14 protein-coding genes are annotated in these 21,580 nt (G+C 68.5%); 5 read left to right on the top strand and 9 right to left on the bottom strand.

Annotated features, from left to right (window positions below; genetic code table 11):
* Nucleotides 1-49: 49 nt before the first annotated feature.
* Nucleotides 50-1,366: an ABC transporter substrate-binding protein gene (locus tag DTO57_RS08815; protein ID WP_162785717.1), complete on the bottom strand. Its 1,317-nt coding sequence runs from the start codon at nt 1,364-1,366 to the stop codon at nt 50-52.
* Nucleotides 1,367-1,526: 160 nt separating this feature from the next.
* Here DTO57_RS08815 and DTO57_RS08810 point away from each other — a divergent pair, with 160 nt between their 5' ends.
* A complete protein-coding gene (locus tag DTO57_RS08810; RefSeq protein ID WP_114117820.1) occupies nt 1,527-2,261 on the top strand; it encodes an alpha/beta fold hydrolase in 735 nt (244 codons plus the stop codon).
* A 6-nt stretch (nt 2,262-2,267) separates the two neighbouring features.
* On the opposite strand, the gene DTO57_RS08805 is transcribed toward DTO57_RS08810, so the two are convergent.
* Nucleotides 2,268-2,732 carry a GNAT family N-acetyltransferase gene (locus DTO57_RS08805; RefSeq protein WP_114117819.1) on the bottom strand — a complete coding sequence of 155 codons (465 nt, stop codon included), beginning with the start codon at nt 2,730-2,732 and terminating at the stop codon, nt 2,268-2,270.
* Between the two features lie 664 nt (nt 2,733-3,396).
* Between DTO57_RS08805 and DTO57_RS08795 the strand changes: the two genes are divergently transcribed.
* Entirely contained in the window at nt 3,397-5,088 is a 1,692-nt protein-coding gene (locus DTO57_RS08795; RefSeq protein ID WP_162785716.1) for a CotH kinase family protein, read from the top strand.
* Nucleotides 5,089-5,133: 45 nt separating this feature from the next.
* On the opposite strand, the gene DTO57_RS08790 is transcribed toward DTO57_RS08795, so the two are convergent.
* From DTO57_RS08790 to DTO57_RS08765, 6 genes are all read right to left on the bottom strand, one after another.
* Entirely contained in the window at nt 5,134-9,561 is a 4,428-nt protein-coding gene (locus tag DTO57_RS08790) for a glycoside hydrolase domain-containing protein (protein WP_114117816.1), read from the bottom strand.
* A gap of 21 nt (nt 9,562-9,582) precedes the next feature.
* Complete coding sequence (locus tag DTO57_RS08785; RefSeq protein WP_114117815.1) at nt 9,583-10,620, bottom strand: hypothetical protein; 1,038 nt, start codon at nt 10,618-10,620, stop codon at nt 9,583-9,585.
* 58 nt (nt 10,621-10,678) lie between these two features.
* Complete coding sequence (locus tag DTO57_RS08780; protein WP_114117814.1) at nt 10,679-11,293, bottom strand: hypothetical protein; 615 nt, start codon at nt 11,291-11,293, stop codon at nt 10,679-10,681.
* 59 nt (nt 11,294-11,352) lie between these two features.
* Entirely contained in the window at nt 11,353-14,079 is a 2,727-nt protein-coding gene (locus DTO57_RS08775) for a fibronectin type III domain-containing protein (RefSeq protein ID WP_162785715.1), read from the bottom strand.
* A 157-nt stretch (nt 14,080-14,236) separates the two neighbouring features.
* A complete protein-coding gene (locus DTO57_RS08770) occupies nt 14,237-14,905 on the bottom strand; it encodes a BMP family ABC transporter substrate-binding protein (protein ID WP_162785714.1) in 669 nt (222 codons plus the stop codon).
* Between the two features lie 138 nt (nt 14,906-15,043).
* Entirely contained in the window at nt 15,044-16,342 is a 1,299-nt protein-coding gene (locus DTO57_RS08765; protein WP_114117811.1) for a DUF3500 domain-containing protein, read from the bottom strand.
* Nucleotides 16,343-16,481: 139 nt separating this feature from the next.
* Between DTO57_RS08765 and DTO57_RS08760 the strand changes: the two genes are divergently transcribed.
* Together DTO57_RS08760 and DTO57_RS08755 are read left to right on the top strand one after the other, a co-directional pair.
* A complete protein-coding gene (locus DTO57_RS08760) occupies nt 16,482-17,213 on the top strand; it encodes a response regulator transcription factor (protein ID WP_114117810.1) in 732 nt (243 codons plus the stop codon).
* Nucleotides 17,210-18,640 carry a sensor histidine kinase gene (locus DTO57_RS08755; protein WP_229730637.1) on the top strand — a complete coding sequence of 477 codons (1,431 nt, stop codon included), beginning with the start codon at nt 17,210-17,212 and terminating at the stop codon, nt 18,638-18,640. The genes DTO57_RS08760 and DTO57_RS08755 overlap by 4 nt, the downstream gene beginning before the upstream one ends.
* Before the next feature lie 339 nt (nt 18,641-18,979).
* Here the strand turns inward: DTO57_RS08755 and DTO57_RS08750 are convergent, their stop codons facing one another.
* Nucleotides 18,980-19,987, bottom strand: a complete 1,008-nt coding sequence (locus DTO57_RS08750) for a LacI family DNA-binding transcriptional regulator (protein ID WP_114117890.1) — start codon at nt 19,985-19,987, stop codon at nt 18,980-18,982.
* Between the two features lie 232 nt (nt 19,988-20,219).
* On the opposite strand from DTO57_RS08750, the gene DTO57_RS08745 reads away from it, so the two are divergent.
* Nucleotides 20,220-21,536, top strand: coding sequence for an ABC transporter substrate-binding protein (locus tag DTO57_RS08745; RefSeq protein WP_187346612.1), 1,317 nt, complete (start codon nt 20,220-20,222; stop codon nt 21,534-21,536).
* Nucleotides 21,537-21,580 lie beyond the last annotated feature (44 nt).

Below are 21,580 nucleotides of genomic sequence, written 5' to 3'. Positions count from 1 at the left end.
CATCTCCTTTCTGGAAGGGTGCGGGCGCCGGAGCGCCCGCACGGAGAGGTCAGCCCGCCTGCGCGAGGGCGTCGGCGGCCTGCGTCATGAAGGCCTTCGCGGCGTCCTCGGGCGAGGTGCGACCGAAGGTGACCTCGGTCGTGATGGTTGCGAGGAGGTCGGATACGACGCTCGCACCGGCCGGCTCGAGGTAGAGCGGGTCGTGCTCTTCGGCGCTCAAGTCGGCGACGTACTCGACGAACTGCTGATCGGCGTCGCCCAGGGTCTCGCCGAGCTGCTTCGCGACCTCGGTATTGATCGGCACGCCGAGAAACGCGTCGCGCCCCGTGTACGAGTCGATGTCGTTCGTCAGGAAGTCGATGAGCGATGCTGCCTCCTCCGGGTTCTTCGAACCTGCGGCGGCCGCCCACACGAGAACCGGCGTCACCGACAGACCGGGGCGCACGCCCTCGGTCTCGCCCGGCAGGCGCACGAGCACGGCCTTGCCGTCGAGCACCTCGGAATACGACGAGAGCTGGTTCGCGGGCACGAGCGTCGCCGCGATCTTGCCCGATCCGAGGGGCGACTGCGCGGGCGAGAACGCACCCGTGTCGTCGGCGAGCTCGGCCGGTGCGAACACGCCGGTCTCGTTGTAGTCGACGACCTTCTCGAACCACGCCAGCATCGTCGCCTCCGAGACGGCGAGTTCGCCGTCCTGCGTGTACAGATCCTCGCCCTGCTGGCGCGCGAACGTCGTGACGATCGGCGGCCATCCCATGTTCAACAGGGATCCGTACACCTCTCCCCCGGATGCCTCGGTGATCGAGCGCGACCAGTCGGCGAAGTCGTCCCACGTCCACGTCTTGTCGTCGGGCAGCGGGATGTCGTACTCGTCGAGGATCGCGGTGTTCACGGCGATGCCGACCGCCCCTGCGCCCGTCGGCACGGCGTAGGTGTTGCCGTTCACGCGGTTCGCTTCGAGCAGGCTCTGGTCCATCGAGTCGAAGTCGATCTCATCGGCGTAATCGTCGAGGTTCAGCAGCGCATCGCGGGCGGTGTATTCGCCGAGATTGCGGCCGACGAGGAACATGACGTCGGGCGGGCTACCGGCGGCGTACTTGGTGTTGAGCTTGTCGAAGTAGCTGCCGACGTCTGAGTACTCGAGGTTCACGATGACGCCCGGGTTCTTCTCCTCGAAGACGTCGAATGCGGCCTCGTAGTTCGCGGCCTCCTCGGAATTGGCCCACGCCATGACGGTGAGCGTGACGTCGCCATCGGCGTCGCCTCCGCTTCCTCCTGCGGGGTTAACGGCGCAGCCCGTCATCGCCAGCGCCGCGACGGCGACTGACGAGACCGCTGCGATGCGGATCTTGGTGGGAGTCTTCATTGACCTGTCCTGTCTTCTGGCGGGGATGCCAACCATAAGTAACCGGTTACTCATGAACCGTGCGCTCATCGTAACCGCACTTTCACTCCGAGCGGAAGGGCTTTCGCGAAATTCGAGTAACCGGTTACTCTAAATCGAGAATCACGACCGAGAGGCACCCATGAGCGACGGATATCCGTTCAGCGGCGACGCGCGCCTGCGCTGGATCGATCTCCCCGGTGACGGCACGCCCGCGGTGTTCGTGCACGGTCTCGGGTGCCACGGCGCGGCAAGCTGGGCCGCATCCGCACAGCGCCTCGGCCGCCCCGCGCGCATCATCGATCTGCCCGGACACGGGCGATCCGATGCGCCCGAATACTTCGGATACACGCTCCCCGAGCTCGCCGACGCGGTCGCGGGAGGGATCCGCGATCTCGGCGAGCCCGCTGACATCGTCGGGCACAGCCTCGGCGGATCCGTCGCGGTCGCGCTCGCGCACCGGCACCCGGAGCTCGTGCGGCGCTCGGTGCTCGTCGAACCGGCAATCGACATCTACCCGGCAACGCCCGGCGACATCGCATCGACACCAGAAGACACGCTCGCCTCGGGCGGGTGGCGCGAGCTCCTGGCCCGCGAGGATCCCTGGCGCCGCGCCGACGTGAAGCTCACGGATCCGATCGCGCTCGTGCGCTGCGCCCGCGCGCTCGGCGACGAGCACGCCTCACGACTGCATGAGCAGCTCGCGAGCATGCCCGTGCCGACGACGCTCGTGCGCGGCGAGCTGCGCGACTACGCGGCGCTCGGCGAGATCACGGCGAGCGGGGTGCGTGACGTACGCATCGCCGGCGCGCAGCACTTCGTGATGAACGACCAGCCCGAGGCGTTCGCCGAGGTTCTGAGAGCGGCGCTGTCGTAAGGCCCGCTACCGTCGTCCCGCCGCGCGTTCGAAGGGGCCGGGAAGTTCTCGCAGCCTCATGAAGACGTCGATCTCGTCCTCGCTCTCGACGACGAACCCGAGTCTCTCGTAGAGACGACGAGCGGCGCTCCCCTGCAAGACGTTGAGCCGGGTGGCGCCGTGATGAGGCTCGTCGAGCACCGTCCGAAGAACAATGGTGCCGATCCCCCTGCTCTGCGCCTCCGGCGCAAGATAGAAGTGCTCGATCCAGCGGGCTTCGCCGTCCGGTCGGGTCGTGATCGACCCCACCTCTGCTCCATCCGCCATGACGATCCGGGTCCATGCGGGAACAAAGCTGGCGCGCATCCGCTCCCGAACCCGCACGTCGTCGTATCGACCGAGTCGTTCAAGATCGTGTCGCAGGACGACGGCGCGCAGCTCCACGAGCCAGTCGATATCGCCGGGGACACTCGGTCGCAAAGTCACATCCATCGGGTGCCAGCCTAGGGCGGTGCGGCGACGCGAACATGAGGACGGCGTTACGCTGAGCCAACTCGGGGGCTCAGGCACGGTCAAGACTGGTCGTACTCCCGAATCACAACGACCTCTCCCGCGTTGGCCGCGCCCAACGCGGTAAGGAGGGGCTCGAAATGTGCCTGACGTTCGTCGCCACCTCTGCGATCCCACGGAGAGATGTGAAGGGCATCCCGTGAGAACAGTTCTGCCTGCAGGTGTGCATGAATCATCGCGAGCAGCGGCCCCACCCGAGTGACCGTCTCAAACGGGTACCCGTCGCCATGAGCGAGCAGCACTTCTCCCGGGGGCAGGAGCCCCCACAGGTCATCGTTCGGACCGAACGAGACAGACCTCGTGCAAAACCACCCCCCGACACGGGCGTCGCCGAGAAAGACACTCGCTTCGTACCCAATCACAGCACCATCATCCTCCACCTGCAGGTGGCCTCCAAAGCATCCGGACTCACTTTGCGGACTGCCACCGGCGCATTCCGCAGTCGAGCAGGATTCCTCAGCGGAACATCATCGAACTCCTCGTCATGAGGCCCGCGCGTGCGCCATGGATCGCAGACCATGCAGTCTTGGCCAGTTCATAAATTGCATGAATGCCCCGGTTATGCCGGGCTGGTTCGCTGGTTCTCATGACCCCATCCGAATCCTCACGCAAGCACTTCCTGACGCCGGCCCGCGCGCCCCGCGTCACCGCCGTCACCGCCAGCCTCGCGGCTGTCGCCCTTGTCGCCGCAGGTTGCACGACCATCGGAGAGTCGGCGTCCGCCTCCGGCACCGAATCGGCGTTCTTCTCGGCGGACGAAGTGCACACCGTCTCGGTGGAGTTCGACGATGCCGACTACCGGGCGATGCTCGCGACCTACGCCGAGAGCGGGGATAAGGACTGGATGAGCGCGACCGTCACGATCGACGGCGAGACCTTCGAGAACGTGGGCCTGCGCCTCAAGGGCAACTCGAGTCTGCGCGGCATCGGGGGCACGACCGGTGGCCAGGACGCACCGGCCACATCGACCACCGACGACGAGGCGACGTCTGAAGACGACACCGCGACGGAAGACGACACCACGTCGGAAGACGACACCGCCGAGAGCGCGGCCCCGGACGAGCCGACGTTCGACGAGGGTGACGGCGACGGAACCGCCGATGACCCGGCCTCGCTCCCGTGGCTGATCCGCCTCGACAAGTATGTCGACGGGCAGCAGTACTCCGGCCGCTCCGACTTCGTCGTGCGCGGCAACAACACCGAGTCGTCGCTCAACGAGGCCGTCGCTCTTCAGGTGCTCGACGAGGCGGGTGTCGCCGCCGAGGAGGCCGCATACGTGCGGCTCAGTGTCAACGGTGGCGACGAGCAGCTTCGCCTCGTGCTCGATCTACCCGACGACGACGCGTGGAACGAAGACGAGTTCGGCGGCACCGGCATCACCTACAAGGCCGATGCGTCGGGCGACTACTCGTACCGCGGCGACGACTACACCGAGTACACCGACGCGTTTGACGTCAAGTACGACGCCGACGGCCTCTCCGAAGATGAGGAGTATGCGCCGCTCATCGAGTTCCTCGACTTCATCAACAACTCGACCGACGAGGAGTTCGCCGAGCAGCTCTCCGATTACCTCGACGTCGACTCGTTCGCCGACTACCTCGCGGTGCAGGACCTCGTCGCCAACACCGACGACATCGACGGCCCCGGCAATAACTCGTACCTCCACTACGACCCCGACACCGGCCTCATGACGGTCGTCGCGTGGGATCAGAACCTGTCATACGGCGGCATGGGCGGCGGCGGAGGCTTCGCCCCCGGTGGCGGCGGCGGAGACTTCGGCCAGCAGGGCGACGGAAACGCCCCCGAAATGCCCGAGGGCATGGAGCTACCGGACGGTGCGGAGATGCCCGAGGGCATGGATTTCCCCGAGGGCATGGAAATGCCCGACGACATGCCGCAGGGCGACACCGAGACGAATGGCGACGGCCAGACGACCCGCGGCCCCGGCGGCATGGGCCAGGGCAATATGGGCCAGGGCGGCGGCATGATGGGCGGCAACAACACGCTGTCGTCGCGCTTCCTCGAGAACGACGACTTCACGCAGCTGTACAACGACTCGCTCGCCGACCTCACCGAGTCGATCTACGACAGCGGCGACGCACAGGCATACCTCGACGAGCTCGTCGACCTGCTCTCCGAGCAGGCGAGCGACCTGATCGACGCCGACACGCTCCAGAGCGAGGCCGACTCGATCTCGCAGACGCTCTCGGGTGACACGGCGACAACTCGAGCGCCCGGCGCCGAAGTGACCGCGTCCCCCGAGGCCGACGAGTCGTAAACCCGTTCGGTGGCGCGGGGCTCCCCCGCCCGCGCCACCGTTCGCTTAGCCCCCCGCGTCGTACGTGGCGGTCCGCGTGACGGTCGCGTCACCGCCCGTCACCGTGACGGTGACCTCGCCCGCGGGGATCGCCGTCAGGCGCGAGTTGACCGACACGCTCGCCGTGTCTCCCGGCTGAACGCCCGCGAAGGTCTTGGATCCGTATGCCGTGTCGACCACGACGTCCACGGCGACGGCCGCATCGTTCGTGACGCGCACCGAGACGTACTGCTTGCCCGCGACCGTGCGCGTGGCGGCCTCGACCGTGACGTTGAGCCCCGGATCCTCGGGGCCGCCGAGCGCGTCGAGCGCCGCCTCCAGCGCGCCCGCCGCCTCGGCGAACTGCTCGTAGCTCGCGTCGGATCCGACGGCGCGGGCCGCGTCGAGCGCCGCGTTCACGGCCGCGACATCGTCGGCGGGGTAGGCATCCGGATCCACGGCCTCGGCACGCGCGATGAGCAGCGGCAGCTGGCGGGCGGGCCGCCACTCGAGCTGCGCGGTCGCGAGGTCGAGCACCCGCTGGGCCTCGTCGGCACGTTCCTGCGTGACGTCGCCCGCCGCGGCGACGGCGACCGCCCGGTCGAGCGCCTGGACGAAGACGGCGAAGTCGAACGAGACGTACCGTTCCTCGTCGGCGCGCAGGGCCTCGGCGGCCGCGATGGCGTCGCGGAGCGGCGTCAGGTCGACGTCGCCCTCGGGCGCGGGGTCGGGGCCGAACTCGAACCACTGCAGGTTCGAGACGTAGGCGTACTCCTGGCCCTCGACGGCGTCGGTGCGCATGACGACGATGAGGGTGTGGTCGTCTGACACCGGCTGGTCGAGCGCGGCCGTCGTCTCGACGTATCGGTCCCAGCCGCCGGTCTTCGGCAACTCGACGGATCCGATCCGCGACGCGTCGCTCACCTCGTCGAGGTAGAACTCGAGTCGGCGGTTATCGCCCACGCGCTCGTCGCGCGTCGAGGTGCTGACGGTCACGTGCGTGAGCGGCTCGGATCCGAATTGGCGGTCGCGGTACTCGAGCGTTCCGCCGTCCCACGTGCCGCCGACGTTTCCGGCGGGGGCGTCGCCGCCCTCCTTCTTCAGGCCACCGCCGTTGTCGGCATCGTAGGTTTCGGCCTCGACCCGCACGCGCGGCGAGATCGACTCGATCTCGAGCGCGCCGGCCGTGCGCTCGAGCGCCACGAACGCCGCGCGCAGCTCATCGTCGGTCGCGGCGGCGTTCGAGAGAACGTCTGCGGCGGATCCGCGGGCCGCGTCGAACGCGTCGAAGGACGCGGCCGAATAGGATCCGCGCACGACGAGAGCCGCCTCGGCGGCGAGCGCCTCGAGCTGCTGGCGCCAGCGCTGGTCGCGCTCGATCACGAACGAACCGAGCCCGGAGATGCCGTCGCCGCGCACGGCCGTGGCCGCCGCGCCGTCGAAGGCCGCGTCGGTGAAGTTCAGCGCGAACGAGGCGCGGCGGGCGTCGCCGATCGAACCGCCGAGGCTCAGCACGAGCGTCGAGGCGTCCTGCACGACCGCGGAGGACGTCACGGTCTCCGGCAGGCCCGCGAGCGCCAGCGCGCCGTCGGCGATGAGGTCGCGGCCCGCGGCGCCCGCGAAGCCGGCGCCCCTCACGGTGAGCGTCACCGAGGCGTCGAGCGCGCCGTCGTCCGCGGCCTTCAGCCGCGTCACGTCGGCGGTGACCGCGGCGTCGTCGAAGCTCACCTTGAGGGCGAACTCGCGCGTGCCGTTCGACGGCTTTCGCGAGAACGCGTCGTCCGAGATTGTCAGCGCGAGGTCGTCGATGCTGTCGAGCGGGGCGGATGCCTCGGCGGTGCCGGCGAGCTCGAGCGCCACGGTGCGGGATCCGGTGCGGGTCGCCACGAGGCTGAGGCCCGCGGGGAGGTGCTCGGCCGTGATGGCCGCCGAGAGATCGCCGCCGTCGGATCCGGCGAACGTGCCGTTCGCGATCCGCAGCTCGATGGTGTTGTCGATCGTGCCGTCGCCCGCGCCCGCCTCGCGGAACTCGCGAGACGACACCGAGATCGCGCTGATCGGGTCGTATACCGAGCTCGGCAGCTCGTCGCTCAGCGACGAGGAGGCGACCGAATCGGCCGCCCACTCCGAGGGATCCGTGCCCATCACGAAGGCCAGCTCGCCGCCCGCGGTGAGCTGGTCATACGTGACCCACGTGCGGTCGAACGGCTCGCCGTTCAGCGTCGCCGACTGCACGTAGAACGCGTCGGGCGCTACCCCGTCGGCCGAGATGTCGAGCGTGCGGCCCGTCGGGTAGCTGATGCGCACGTTCTCGAAGAACGGCGTGCCGATCTGGTACTCGTCGGATCCGGCGAGCACCGGGAAGAGACCGAGCGCCGCCGACACGAAGGTCGACGACATCGTGCCAGTGTCGTTGTCCATCGTGGGCAGGAAGCCCTGCGGGGTGTTCGTGAACACCTTCGTCTTGATCGGCGGGGTGAACTCGCCGCCGCCCGAGGGGTACTCGTGCGTAGATCCGGTCGCGATGTAGCGGTTCCAGGTTTCCTTCGTGTAGATGTTGCGCACCCAGTACTGCGTCTTCGACGGGGCGCCGACGTAGTTGAACAGGTACGGCGCCTGCAGATCGATCTCGTTCGCGTTGGCGTGCAGCATGCGCGAGCCGTCGTCGGGGGCCTGCTCGCCGAACATGAAGCTCAGCGCGCTCAGGGTCGTCTCCTCGCCACCCATCTTCTCGATGAGGCCGCCCATGTCGGGGGCGGCGTACCAGTGATACTGCCAGAGCGTGCCCTGGTAGACGTTGCCGGCCTCGAAACGCTCCGGATCCGCGGAGATCCAGGATCCGTTCGCGTCCTTCGGGAAGATCAGGCCCGTCTTCTCGCCATCAGCGAGGGTGACCGCGTCGTCCTTATAGATGTTCGTCCAGTTGGCGGCGCGCAGGCGATAGGCGCCGGCCTCGTCGGACTTGCCGAGCGCGTCGGCGATCGTCGCCATGGCCCAGTCGTCGTAGGCGGTGCCGAGGGTGTCGTCGACCTCGTTCGCGACATAGCCGCGGCGCTCGTTGTCTTCGTTCGCGTATCCGCCCTGAGACTGCGACACGAGGCCGGGCCACGCCTCCGCCAGACCGTCGAGGTGCGCGCCCTTGGCGATCGCGTCGGCGACGACGACGGCGGCGCGCTCGAAGCGCACCGTCGGAACCGAATGGGTGACTCCCGACAGCGACGAGGCGCCGCTGTTCGCGAAGGTCGCATACAGGTCGACGATCGACTGCGCCATGTCTCCGAAGACGTCGTGGTAGGCGATCGCGAGCACCTCGTACTTGCGGAAGTCGTCCCAGAAACCCCAGCCGTCGTAGTGCACGTAACCGTCGGCGTCGTGCACCTCGCCGTCAAGGCCGCGGTAGGTGCCGCTCGTGCTCGTCGCGTTCATGGGCGAGCCGAACATGCGGTACAGGTGCGTGTAGAACAGCTCCTGGAGCTCGCCGTCGGGGTCGCTCGTCGCAGACGCCGTCACGTCGACGCGGCCGAGCAGCTCGTTCCAGTCGGCGCGCGTCTCGTCGCGCACCTCGTCGAAACTGCGCTCGCCCATCTCGGCGGCCAGGTCGATCCGCGCCTGCTCGACGCTGATCGGCGAGACGGCGACCGTCAGGCCTACCTGCTCGCCCGCCGCCACATCGACGTCGATGACCGCGCCGATGTCGGTGCCGTCACGGTGTGCCGCGTCGCCGAGCGCGCCGTCACCGCCCCACGTGCGCACGCCGTCGACCTCGTCGGTTGTCTCGACGTAGTAATACATCTTGTAGTCGTAGCCATTGAAGTGCCCCGTGAAGTCGCCCGCGAGCGACGCCCGGCCGTCGTCGAGCATCACCACGTCGAGCGAGGCGCCCTTGCGACTCGTGAAGTTATTGCGCAGGTCGACGACGAGCGAAGCGGATCCGGCTGCCGGGAAGGTGAAGCGGTCCTGTCCCGTGCGCACGTCGGTCGTCGCCTCGGCGCGAATCGCGCCCTCGCCCGTCTGTAGGTCGACCGAGTAATAGCCGGGCGATGCCTCTTCGGCGTCGTGGCTGAACGTCTTGGCGTAACTGTCGGTCGCCGGGCGGCTCGAGTACGTCTCGTACGTCGGCACCACGAGCAGGTCGCCGCCGCCACCGGATCCGCCCACGCCGTTGAGGTTCGTGTGCGTGAAGCCCGCGATCTGGTCTTCGGCATAGTCGTAGCCCGAGTGCGAGCGGCCCGACACCGTCATCGGGTTGATCTTGACGATCGAGTTCGGCGCCTCGGCGCCGACGAGATCCTGCCCGAAGTCATCTTCGGTCGAGACGAAGGTATTGACGAGGGCGGCGTAATCGGTCGAGCCTTCGGCCACGGCCGGCGGCACCGCGGCGGTCAGCCCACCGCCGATGATGGCGGCCACGGCGCCTGCGGCGAGCAGGGAGCGGGAGCGGAGTGCAAGAGACATGGATCGGGGGAGTCCTCAATATCAGTGTGCTGGGGCGGGAATGTCCGACGCGCTCGCCTCGGCGAGGGCGTCTTCGCGCGCCTGCGCGATGAGTCGGGCGACCCTCTCGCGCTCGCGGCGGCGGTGTGCGATGCCCCAGAGAATGAGGGCGATCGCGAGGGCGATGACGACGAGCTGCGGCCAGGGCATGGCGGCGACCGAGATCTCCGCGCGGGCGGCCTCGGCGCGGTCGAAAGCGAGCTCGTCCGACACGGCCTCCGGCTCGGCCTCGACGATCACGTCGTAGGTGAAGAGCGGCCAGGCAGACCGGATCCGCACGGTGCCGCGGCGGGTCTCGCCTGGTGCGATCTCGGCGATCGCCTCGGCCTCGATGGTCTGGGATCCGAGCCCGAAGGGGCCCGAGACGGTCGCGGACGGCTGCGTCTGCAGCCGCGTGTTTCCGGTGTTCTCGATCTCGTATGCAACCTCGATGGTGCCGGGCGAGAAGGGGTTGATGTCGCCGTCGTACGTCGCGGTCGCGGCGGCGGCGAGCGCCGGGGCGAGCTCGCCCTCGACGCGGGTCATCACGCGGAAGCCGACGCGCGACTCGACCCCGATGGTGCCGGATCCATCGGAGAGCACGCTCGCGGCGACGCCCGCGGGGTGGTCGCCTGGGGTCGCGTCTTCCGGCACCGTGACGGTGAACGGTACGATCTCGGATCCGCCCGCGGCGACGACGACGCTCTCTGGCAGGTCGATCCACGTGCCCGCGTCGACCGACTCAGTGTCGGAGGGGAGCATGTTGAACCGGCCGGTGTCGGTGAAGTAGCCGTCGGCTGCCGAGAGCTGGAACTCGACGTCGGTCGAGCCGTGGTTCGTGACGACCATGTGCTCGGTGAGGGCCTCCCCCGGATCCGCGTCCCACTCGACCCACGCGCGCCCGTCTTCGCCGGCGTCGTCGCCGGGGCGCACCGACCAGGTGATCGGCTCGTCCTCCGTTGTCGCGGCGGCGGGGCTCGCGCCCAGGAGGGCGATGAATGATGCGGCCGCGAGCGCGGCGGCGATCGATATGGATCTCATGGGGACCTCCGAAGTGATGGGCGGGGCGGGCGCATGCCCGCCCCGCCCATCGGGTGACTTACTCGAACAGCGACAGCGTGATGGTCGACGAGTACGTGCCCGCGGGCACGTCCGCCGGCACGACGAGGTCGAGGTTCGCGGTCGCGCTGAACACGCCACCGCCGGCGTTCGCCTCGCTCGACTCGGCGAGGTACAGCAGCTCCTGGTCGACGAGACCCGGGTCCGACGGGGTGACGTCGCCACCGACCTCAACGTAGGCCTCACCCTCGCCCTCACCGGCGACGAGCTGCGGCGACCAGCCGAGGTGGCTCGCGGCGATCGTCTGGTCGTTGACGTCGTCGTAGAAGTCGCTCGCCGTGCCGACGACGTACCAGGCCGCGTCGGCGGGAACCTCATCGGCGGCGCGGGTGTCGGTGACCGTGACGGTGGGGAGCGTGCCGGTGAACACGCGCTCGAGCTCGGTCGAGCCGTTCTCCTCGAGGCTCGTCGAGGAGGCGGCGACCGTCATCGCGAGGGCGCCCTGGCCCTCGATCGGGTCGATCTGCACCTCGACGTCGACGCCCTGCGACTCGCCCTGCTCGGTCTCGGCCGCGAGCGCGGCGGATCCGGCGGAAACGAGCAGCGCGGCGCCGAAAGCGATTGCGCTTCCGCGCAGTACAACAGACTTCTTCATGTCTTTATCTCCTTGAAAGGGGTGCCCGCGGCGTCAGCCGCGGGCACCGAAAGTGGGTGTTAGCCAGCGGCCGAGTAGGGGGCCGTCTTGGTGACGGTCTGCTGCTCGCCATCGACGTCGGCGGTCGCGGTCACCGTCGCCTCGCCCGCCTCGATGGCGGTCGCGCGCGAGTTGATCGACGCGTTCGCCGAGGCGCCGGGCTGGACGTTCGTGAACGTTTTCGAGCCGAACTCGGTCTCGACGACGATGTCCACGGCGACCTCAGCGTTGTTGGTCACCTTCACCGACACGTACTGCTTGCCGGCGATCGAGCGGGTGCTCGCCGCGGCCTCGATGTCGAGCTCGTCGGCGGCCTCGTCGGCGCGGCTGAGAACGACCTCGTCGACCACGCTGTTGACCGGGCTGGCGGTGCCGTTGGCCTGGCTGCGCAGCGTGCGGACCGTGAGGGTGTCGTCGGTGACCTCGATCGCCGAGTAGTTGCGCACCTTCTCCTGGTTGCGCACCGACGACCACCACAGGTCGGTACCCGTGTTGACGTTGTAGTACTTCGAGCCACTGGCCGAGTTCGCGGTGACGTAGAGCACGTCGCCGGGGCCGGCCACGACGCTCTCGGAGGCCGCCTGCTCCTCCGGGTCGGCGATCTGACCGTCGTTGATGAGGTAGCTGCGCGTGTAGTGGTGGTCGTGACCCATCAGCACCATGTCGATGCCGAGTTCCGAGATCTTCTCGGGCATCGAGTTACGGCGGTCGATGATGTCGCTATCGGTGGCGTGCACGGCGGCCGAGTAGATCGAGTGGTGGAAGGCGAGGACCTTCCACTTGGCCTTGTCGCCCTGCTCGGCGACGACCTTTTCCATGAAGGCGTTGTGCGAGGCGTAGTCGCGGCTGTTCGAGTTGATGTTGATGAACAGCACGTCCTTGTAGATGAACCAGTAGTCGCCGCCCGAGGCGCTCGAGCTGCCGGCCGCACCCGACTCGAGGTCTTCGTTCGGGATGTTGAAGTGCTGCAGGTACGCCTTCGATCCGACGTCGTGGTTACCGTTCGTGGCGACGAGCGGGATCTCACGGATCTGCGTCGGGGCGAGGAACGAGGTGTACTCCGACTCGCTGCTGGCGGTGTTGACCTGGTCGCCCGCCGAGAAGAGCAGCTCGGCGTCGGGGTAGGTCTGCGTCGCGACGTTCACGGTATCGACCCAGCCGGCCTCGTCCGAGGCGAGGTTGCCCGATGCGCCCACCTGCGGGTCACCGAAGAAGAGGAACTCGAAGTCGCCCTCGAAGTCCTGCGTCCGGAAGTTCGACACCGTCGACCAGCCGGTCTCGTCGCTACCGACGCGGTAGGCGTACTCGGTGTTCGGCTCGAGGCCCGAGAAGTCGGCGTCGCGGAAGTACTCGCCGCTCGTCGTCTGGCCACCGTCGGTCGTCTCGACCGTGACGGCCGCCTCCGGGAAGACACCGTCCTGCACGTCGGCGGCCTTCGCGATCTGCGCCGTCTGCGGCACGTCGATGTCGGAGTACCAGGCGATGTTGCGGTCGGCCTCGGTGGAGCCGACGCCCAGCACGATGTCGGTGATCTCGGCCTGGCGGTCGGGCTGGTCTTCCACCGGGGCGAGCGACTGCCAGTCGAAGTAGATGTCGCTGCTCGTCTCGCGGTCCTGGTAGAGCGAGACGGCGATCTGGTTCTCGCCGGCGACGAGCGCCTCGGCGGGAATCTGGAACGTGCTCGTCACCGGGTTGCCGGCGCTCTCGCCCGCGTAGGTGAGGTTCTGGTTCTCGGCCTCGTCGACGCGGCCGTCCGCGAACCCGGCGACCATCTCGCCGTTGACGTAGACGCGCACGGCGTCGTCGTACGTCACGGTCGCCTCGAGCGACTCGAGGCGGGCGAGGTCGTCGGCCTCGAGGTCGACATCCGTGCGGAAGTGGTACGTCGGCACCGTGTTGGTCGAGCCCTCGAGCAGGTACTGCAGCAGCGTGTTCGCGACGAAGCCGCTTCCGAGGTCTGCCTCCCCGCGCTTGGATCCGAACGGACCCGCCGCCTGCTTCCAGTCGGCGAAGTCGGCCGTCGTCCACGCCAGCGAACCGTCGCCCGACGGATCCGTGCCGTTGTCGGAGTAGCTCCACGAGCTCTCGCTCGTCAGGTAGGTGTCGGGCAGCGGCGCGAGGCCGAACTCGAGGTAGTCGAGGTTGCCGACGTAGTTGGGGTAGCCGTCGGCCTCGCCCGTCTTCGGGTCGGCGTGCATGACGACGATGACCGTGTGCTGGCCCGAGACCTCGCGCAGCAGGTCGACCGTCGTCTCGCCGTATGCCTCCCAGTCGTTGCCCGTCGAGGGCAGCGCGACCGTGGCGACCTTGTTCTCGTCGGTCTTCTCGTCGAGGTACACGTCGATCGACGAGTTCAGGCCGCTGCGGCCCTCGTTGACGACGTAGCGCACCGTCAGCGTCGAGAGCGCCGACGAACCGAAGTCGACGTTGTCGTACGAGATCTCGGCGCCGTCGAAGGTGTTCTTGACGCGCGAGCCGCCCGAGGCGGCCCCGCTCGTCTCGACGCCGGTGTCGATCACGCGGCCGTTGATCTCGGTGCCGTTGTTCGTGCCGGTGTAGCTCTCGGCCTCGATGCGCACGGGCTCGGCCGCGGCGGCGATCGACGAGGATCCCTCCGGCGTCTCGGCCGCGGCGGCGGGGAGGGAGACTGCGGCGAAGGATCCGGCGGTCAGCGAAAAGAGAATCGCGCCGGTGACGGTGCGCCGAAGGACGCGGCGCTGTGGTGCCGCGGCGGGGGGACGCGGCATGCTGTCAGTGATCAGCAAGGGGGAGCTCCGATCTGAGCGTGAGAGGGATTGGTACGTTACAAAAACGCACCCGCAACACGTTGGAGAGGTCAGATGACCCCCACCCGACCCCCTCATGAACAACGAGTGTCGTTCACCTAACGACGAGGCGAAGTCGTCACTCTGCGAGGTTCAGGACGACGCCCGTCGTGCCGTCGGCGACGGATCCGAGACCCGCCGCGATCGCGCCCGCGACGCGCGCCGGCGTCGTCCCGGCGGCGTCGAGATCCCCGTCGGCCGGGGCCCCGGATCCGCGCGACGTCGCGCCCTCCCAGATGACGGCGGTCACGTTATCGGTCGGTTCTGGCAGCTGCGCGCCGACGATGAGGAACTGCTGGTCGAGCCACTGCGCCGTCAGGTACGAGAACACGTCGGACGTGCGCTCCCCCAGCCCGATCACGACGTCGGGCTCCACGGCGAGCGCGTCGTCGAACGCCGACTCGACGGTGATCGCTCCCCCGTCAGCCACGAACTCCTCGACGAGCGCGCCCTCGCGCTCGGCCGCCTCCCGCGCGGCGTCGGTCAGTGAGCGCGACTCGGCGTCGTCGCTCGACACGACAAGCGCGACGACCCAGCCCGCGAGATCCCGCGCCTCCGCGGGCGGATCCGCCTCGATTGTGCGGCCCGGCTCGGGAACCGGCGCGTACGGATCCACGGTCGGGGTTTGCTGGGCCGGGCTCGCGGTTGCCGGCGCCGGATCCGCCGTGTCCGGCGCCGTGCAGCCGGCGAGCAGCGCGACCACCGCGACTGCGATCGAACCGATGAAAACGCGAGACCTTAAACCCATCGCGCCAGTGAACACGCGGATCCGTCACGCGCGGTGTCGCGCGGGTGTCCGGAGGGTGAACGGGGCGGCCTCCTGCATGAAAAGGCGAGAGCACCCTCGGCAGCATCGAGGGTGCTCTCGCGGTCTGAGGGGAGCGGGTTACTCGGTCGCCGTGGCGTCGTCCGCCGGCGCGTCCGTCGGCATCTCGCCGTCGCCAGGGGCGGCGCCGTCGGGGAGGTCGCCGCCCGGGAAGCCGCCATCCGAGGATCCGTCCGCGGGGCCGCCGGACATGCCGGACGCGGCCTGCTGCGTCACGCTGTTCGCGTAGTCGTTGCTCGGGTCGCGGTAGATGGTGTGCACGTGACCCCATCCGGAGGTCGAGACGCCGTCGACGTCCGCACCCGCGGATCCCTGCTGCGCCTGGAAGGCGATGTAGACGTTCGGGCCCGAGATCGAGAACGAGATGCCGTCGCCCGTGCTCATGTCGTAGCTCGTCTCCCCGGACCACGCGATGACGGTGTCTTCGAGGGTCGCCTCGATCTTCGCGAGGGCGTCGGCCGTGGTCTCCTCGTCGGCCATTCCGGCCCAGTTCGCGATGAGATCGAGCAGGAGCTCGCGCTGCTCGTCGGTGAGGTCGGCGCCCGTCAGGCCGTCGCCCGTGCTGAAGTCGCACGTGTCGCCGGGAGCGCACATGCTGACGTCGCCCGAGGTCAGGGTCGCCTGTTGCTCGTCGGTCAGGCTGTCGAAGAACGCGAAGGCGTCGGTGTAGATGCCGTCGAAGGGCTGCACCTCGTTGCCCTCGGAGTCGGTGTAGACCGCGGGCTGCACGCCGAGGTGCGTCGGGGCGAAGGTGATCGCGTTCTCGGTGACCTCGAGGGTCGCGTTGATGCCGAGGTGGTGTCCGCCGAACTGCACCTCGAAGGCGTCGTCGCTCGTCGGGTCGCCGAAGAACGCGATGTAGTACTGGCCGAGCGAGGTCTCGGTGCTGCTCGAGTTCTCGAGCAGGTACTCGTCGCCGCCCATGATGCCGGTGATGGTCTCGTACGCCTCGTCGCTCAGGAGCGCCTCGAGCACCGCCATCGCCGCGGCGCGCTGCTCCGAGGTGAGGTCGTTGAGGTTCAGGCCCGCGCGCTCGACGAAGGTGGCGGGGAAGTTCGACCAGGACGTCGTCTTCGTCTCGTCGTCGTAGGCATAGAGCACGGTCTCGCGCTGCTCGTCGCTCAGGGTCGCGAGGAACGACTCGACCGCCGTCGAGACGCTCGAGATCGTCTCGCTCGTCGTCGCCGCGTCGTCGCTGTCACTCGAGTAGCTCGAGGCGGCCGTGCTGCTCGAGGTGCTCGTCGTGGTCGTCGTCGTCGCTCCCCCGGACGCCGCGGCGCACCCGGTGAGGATCATGCTGGCCGCGAGCGCGAGGCTTGCGGCGCCGAGGGTCAGCTTCTTCGTCTTTGCAGTCAGCATGGCGTTCTCCTTCGTCGGTTGCTGTCTGGATCCCATACAACGGGCCCGATATTCACGAACGATATGAAGCCCGCTAAGTGTCGATAAGACTTGCCGCGTCCCGCCACTCGAAGCCTCCGGGATGCGCGACACTTAAGCCATGACTAGTGCGGCGTCTCCCCAGGCCTTCACGCGAATCGACGGCAGCCCCGTGAGGGCCGTGGTCGTCGACGATGAGCGCAACCTCGCCGAGCTCCTCACCATGGCACTGCAGAACGAGGGGTGGCAGGTCGAGTCGGCGAACAACGGGCAAGACGGCCTCAACACCGTGCGCGAGTTCGCGCCCGACGTCGTGATTCTCGACATGATGATGCCCGGCATCGATGGCCTCGAGGTGCTGCGGCGCCTGCGCACCACCGGCAACGACGTTCCCGTGCTGTTCCTCACAGCGAAGGATGGCGTCGACGACCGCATCGAGGCGATCACCGCCGGCGGCGACGACTACGTCACGAAGCCCTTTAACCTGCAGGAGGTCGTGGCGCGCGTACGCGGAATGGCGCGGCGCTATGTGGGCGCGCGCAACGAAGACGAGCCCCTGGTCGTCGGCGACCTCGTGCTCGACGAGCGCAGCTACGAGGTGCAGCGCGGCGGGGTGCCCATCACGCTCACCGCGAAAGAGTTCGACCTGCTGCGCTACCTCATGCAGAACCAGCGCCAGGTGCTCACCCGCGCCCAGATCCTCGACAACGTCTGGAGCTACGACTTCGGCGGCAAGTCGGGCGTCGTCGAAATCTATATCTCGTATCTGCGCAAGAAGATCGACTCGCTCGGCCCCGCGATGATCCACACGGTGCGCAGCGTCGGCTACACGATCAAGCCGGCCACGCCGTGAGCCTGGCGGGCGCGATCCGCCGCTGGCCGCTGCGCCGCCGGCTCATCGTCGGCGTCACCCTGCTCGTGCTCGTCACGCTGCTGCTCTCGGCGGCCGCGACGGTCTTCGCGCTACGCGCCTCGCTCGACGAACGCCTCAACCAAGACGTGCAGGTGGGGCTCGACCTCGCGGTCAAACCCGGCCCCGGAGGTCCCGGCTCCGACGCACCCTCCGGATCCGGTCCCCGGCCCCGCATCGATACGCTGAGCGTCGTGTTCGGCAGCGACGGATCCGTCATCAGCTCGTCGTACGTCGGCCCCGACGGCGACGCCGTCTCGCTCACCGCGACGCAGCATCAGACGCTCTGGGACGCCGTCGAATCGACGACCGAGCCCGTTACCGTCGACCTCGGCGGCACCATCGGATCCTTCCGCGTCGCCGACCGCACCGTCGACGACAGCGTCGTGGTGTCGGGAAAGTCGACGCGCGACGTCACGGCGACCCTCACCTCGCTCGGCGCGATTCTCGGCGCCGTCACCCTCACCGCGATCATCATCGCCGCCGCCGGAATCGCGCTGCTCGTCAGCACGCTGACCCACCCGCTGCGGCGCATCGCCGACACCGCCGAGCGCGTCTCGCAGCGCTCGCTCGCCGAGGGTGCCGTGACGCTCCCCGAGCGCGTCGAGCTCGCCGATGATCCGCGCACGGAGGTCGGGCGGGTGGGCGCCGCGCTCGACGCCCTGCTCACCAACGTCGAAGACGCGCTCGGCGCGCGCCAGGAGAGCGAGGATCGCCTGCGCGCGTTCATCGCCGACGCCAGCCACGAGCTACGCACGCCGCTCGCGTCGATCCGCGGATACGCGCAGCTCGCGCTCGCCGACGGCGCGGATCCGGCACGGTCGCTCGACCGCATCGAGTCGGAGGCCGAACGTATGGGCCGCCTCGTCGACGACCTGCTGCTGCTCGCCCGCCTCGACGCCGGCCAGGAGCTGCGGCACGAACCCGTCGACCTCGCGCTCATCGCGATCGAGAGCGTCGACGACGCGCACGCCGCGGATCCAACCCGCGAGTGGCTCGTCGAGGTCGACGAGGCCGTCGAGATCGTCGGCGACCCGGGGCGGATCCGTCAGGTCGTCATCAACCTCCTCGGCAACGCGCGCATGCACACCCCGCCCGGAACCCGCGTGACGACGAGCGTCACCCACGACGACACCCACGCCCGCATCACCGTCGCCGACGAGGGCCCCGGCATCGCGCCCGACGTGCTGCCGCGCCTGTTCGACCGCTTCGCACGCGGCGGATCCGCCCGCGACCGCGCCTCCGGCGGCGCCGGCCTCGGCCTCTCGATCGTCTCCGCGATCGTGCAGGCCCACGGCGGCACCGTCGAGGTGTCGAGCGACACCGGCGGGGCTAGCTTCACGGTGGCGCTGCCGCTGTCCACCCCCTAGTTCCGGTCGCTCAATCTGCTGCTCCGGGGGTGCCGGAATGACCGATTGGGCGGCCGGAACCGGACGCGAGACGCTCCCGTCGCGCAAACGGCTGCTCCCGGGGTACCGGAACGACCGATTGCGCGACCGGAACCCGGGCAGCCAAGGTTCCCATTCGAAAAACTGCTCTTCCCCAGCCGGCAAAGGACCGATTCTCAAACCGGAACCGGACACCCCACGCTCCCGTTCGGATAACTGCTGCTCCCACACCAACGAACAGCAGATTTCCAAACCGGAACCCGGCCGCCCAAGGTTCCCGTTTGGGAAACTGCTCCTCCCCAGCCGATAAGGGACCGATTCTCAAACCGGAACGGGGCGCTCACCCGTGCCGCGCTCGACGATCCAGGTGGGCATCGTGATTTGCTGGCTGAAGCCCGATGGATCCGCGATGCGGGCGAGGGCGAGGCGGGCCGCGCGGCGGCCCACCTCTACCGGGTCGTAGGTGATCGCGGTGACGCCGATGACGTCGGCGGTGTCGAAGTCGTCGAATCCGACGAGTGCGGTGTGGTCGTCGTGGCGCCCGCGGAGGGCGCGGAGCGCCCCGATCGTCATGCGGTTGTTGCCGCAGATGAGGGCGGTCGGCGGCTCGGGCGCGTCCAGGAGCGATCCGACGATGCGCTCGAGCGACACCGTGCGGTCATCCTCGAGGCGCTCCCACGCCGAGGTGTCGGTCACGCCGGCCGACGCCATCGCGGCGCGATAGCCCGCGATGCGCTCGGCCTGCGAGTAGACCGACGCGGGGCTGCAGGCGTAGGCGATGCGCCGATGGCCGCGGGCGAGCAGGCGCCGCGTGGCCTCCTCGGTGCCGAACCTGTTGTCGAGCACGATCGAGTCGGCGACGACGTTTCGCGCCGGCCGGTCGATCGCGATGATCGGGGTGCCGAGTTGGCGCTCGCCCTCGAGGTGCGACTGGTCGGGCGACGCGGGCACGAGCACGAGGGCTCCGATCCGCTGGGCGAGCAGCGCGTCGGCGACCCGCTGTTCGCCCTCGGCGGTGTCGTCGGTTGTCGCGACGATGAGGGCGTACCCGTGTCCGGCGAGCTCGCGCTCCATGCCCTCGGCGATCTTGTAATAGAACGGGTTGCCGAGCTCGCCCATCATGAAGCCGACGGTGTTGGTGCCGCCGCGGCGCAGCCCGCGCGCGAGCGTGTTCGGCCGGAACCGCAGGCGCTTCGCCGCCGCGAGCACGATTTCGACGGTCTCGGGCGCGACCTGGTCGCGGTGATTGAAGACGCGCGAGACGGTCTTCGGGCTCACTCCGGCGAGCCGTCCGACGTCCTGCAACGTCGCGCGTTGGTGGATGGTCACGAGCAACTCCCTTGTGTACTAAAAGATACTTTAGTCGACGAAGGACATTAGTTCACCACGGGCTCCCGCCTTCCGCGTAATCACGGGCGTCGCCTGAAAAAACGGGAGGACACGATCGGACAGAAATTACTGAAGCGCTTTACAAAAGCGGATCAATTGTCCTACGCTGACATCACTCCGCCGCGGCCCTGAGCGTCGGTGCGATACCCCGTCATCAATGAGGAGACATCACATGGCTACACGCAAGGCAATGATTGCCCTGGCTGGAACGGCGGCGCTGGCGCTGACGCTCACGTCGTGCTCTGGCGGCTCGTCCGACCAGTCCGGCGACGACGGCGACTTCTCGGGCGACATCACGTTCCTGACCAACCGCACGGACCTCGAGGCCGACGGCACCTGGGACGCGTACGTCGCGGAGTTCCAGAAGACCTACCCCGACATCAACGTCACGGTCGAGGCGATCACCAACTACGCCGACGACGTCCGCACCCGCATGAGCAGCCCCAACGGCTACGGCGACGTGCTGCTGATCCCCGAGGTTCCCGCCGACCAATTCCCCGACTTCTTCGAGCCGCTCGGCACCGTCGACGAGCTGACGGACGACTACCGCTTCGTCTCGGAGAAGGCCTACGGCGGCGACGTCTACGGCCTCGCGCTCGGCGGCACCGCCAACGGCGTGATCTACAACAAGGACGTCTTCGAGGCCGCCGGCATCACCGAGCTGCCCACGACGGAAGACGAGTTCCTCGACGCGCTCGAGAAGATCGCCTCCGAGACCGACGCGACGCCCTTCTACACGAACTACAAGGACGGCTGGCCGCTCGGCGGCCAGTGGACGTCGAACATCGACGCGATCACGGGTAACTCCGGCGCGCAGAACGAGATGGCCCACGACAAGGCGCCCTGGACCGAGGGCACCGACATCTACGCGATCGACTCGCTGCTGTACGACGTCGTGGCCGCCGGCCTCAACGAGGCCGACCCGCTCACGACCAACTGGGAGCAGTCGAAGACCGACCTCGCGACCGGCAAGATCGGATCGATGGTGCTCGGCTCGTGGGCGATCTCGCAGCTGCAGACCGCCGCGACCGATGCCGGCGCGTCCGAGGACGTCATCGGATTCATGGCTTTCCCGTCGTCGAAGGACGGCGAGCAGTTCTCGACGATCGGCGGCGATTACAAGCTCGCGATCAACAAGAACTCGTCGCACAAGACCGCGGCCCACGCGTGGCTCGACTGGCTCATCGAAGACTCGGGCTTCACCGACTCGCAGGGCATGATCTCGGCCGTGAAGTCGGCCGACCTGCCCGATAACCTCTCCTCGCTCGAGGACGCGGGCGTGCAACTCATCGAGAACGACCCGGCGCCCGAGGGCGAAGAGGGGCTGCTGAGCTCGGTCGCCGACGCGTCGCAGGTCGACATCTGGGGCAACATCTACCGCCAGCAGCTCGTCGATGTCGCCCGCGGCCAGGCCGATGGCGACAAGGATTCCTTCTTCGCCGACCTCAACGAGCGCTGGGGATCCGCGGTCGACCAGCTCGCCGGCTAACGCCGCCAGCGGATCCAAAACCGGATCCCGCAAACGGATCCGGA

Origin of the sequence: Microbacterium sorbitolivorans, assembly GCF_003327285.1 — a bacterium.
Classification (GTDB): Bacteria; Actinomycetota; Actinomycetes; order Actinomycetales; family Microbacteriaceae; genus Microbacterium; species Microbacterium sorbitolivorans.
This window is presented reverse-complemented; position numbering and strand designations above follow the sequence as displayed.

Bases quoted from the DNA above. Each gene is read 5' to 3' on its own strand.
- DTO57_RS08815 (WP_162785717.1), bottom strand. From the start codon at position 1,366: ATGAAGACTCCCACCAAGATCCGCATCGCAGCGGTCTCGTCAGTCGCC.
- DTO57_RS08770 (WP_162785714.1), bottom strand. From the start codon at position 14,905: ATGGGTTTAAGGTCTCGCGTTTTCATCGGTTCGATCGCAGTCGCGGTG.
- DTO57_RS08760 (WP_114117810.1), top strand. From the start codon at position 16,482: ATGACTAGTGCGGCGTCTCCCCAGGCCTTCACGCGAATCGACGGCAGC.
- DTO57_RS08765 (WP_114117811.1), bottom strand. From the start codon at position 16,342: ATGCTGACTGCAAAGACGAAGAAGCTGACCCTCGGCGCCGCAAGCCTC.
- DTO57_RS08810 (WP_114117820.1), top strand. From the start codon at position 1,527: ATGAGCGACGGATATCCGTTCAGCGGCGACGCGCGCCTGCGCTGGATC.
- DTO57_RS08790 (WP_114117816.1), bottom strand. From the start codon at position 9,561: ATGTCTCTTGCACTCCGCTCCCGCTCCCTGCTCGCCGCAGGCGCCGTG.
- DTO57_RS08795 (WP_162785716.1), top strand. From the start codon at position 3,397: ATGACCCCATCCGAATCCTCACGCAAGCACTTCCTGACGCCGGCCCGC.
- DTO57_RS08775 (WP_162785715.1), bottom strand. From the start codon at position 14,079: ATGCCGCGTCCCCCCGCCGCGGCACCACAGCGCCGCGTCCTTCGGCGC.
- DTO57_RS08745 (WP_187346612.1), top strand. From the start codon at position 20,220: ATGGCTACACGCAAGGCAATGATTGCCCTGGCTGGAACGGCGGCGCTG.
- DTO57_RS08780 (WP_114117814.1), bottom strand. From the start codon at position 11,293: ATGAAGAAGTCTGTTGTACTGCGCGGAAGCGCAATCGCTTTCGGCGCC.
- DTO57_RS08785 (WP_114117815.1), bottom strand. From the start codon at position 10,620: ATGAGATCCATATCGATCGCCGCCGCGCTCGCGGCCGCATCATTCATC.
- DTO57_RS08805 (WP_114117819.1), bottom strand. From the start codon at position 2,732: ATGGATGTGACTTTGCGACCGAGTGTCCCCGGCGATATCGACTGGCTC.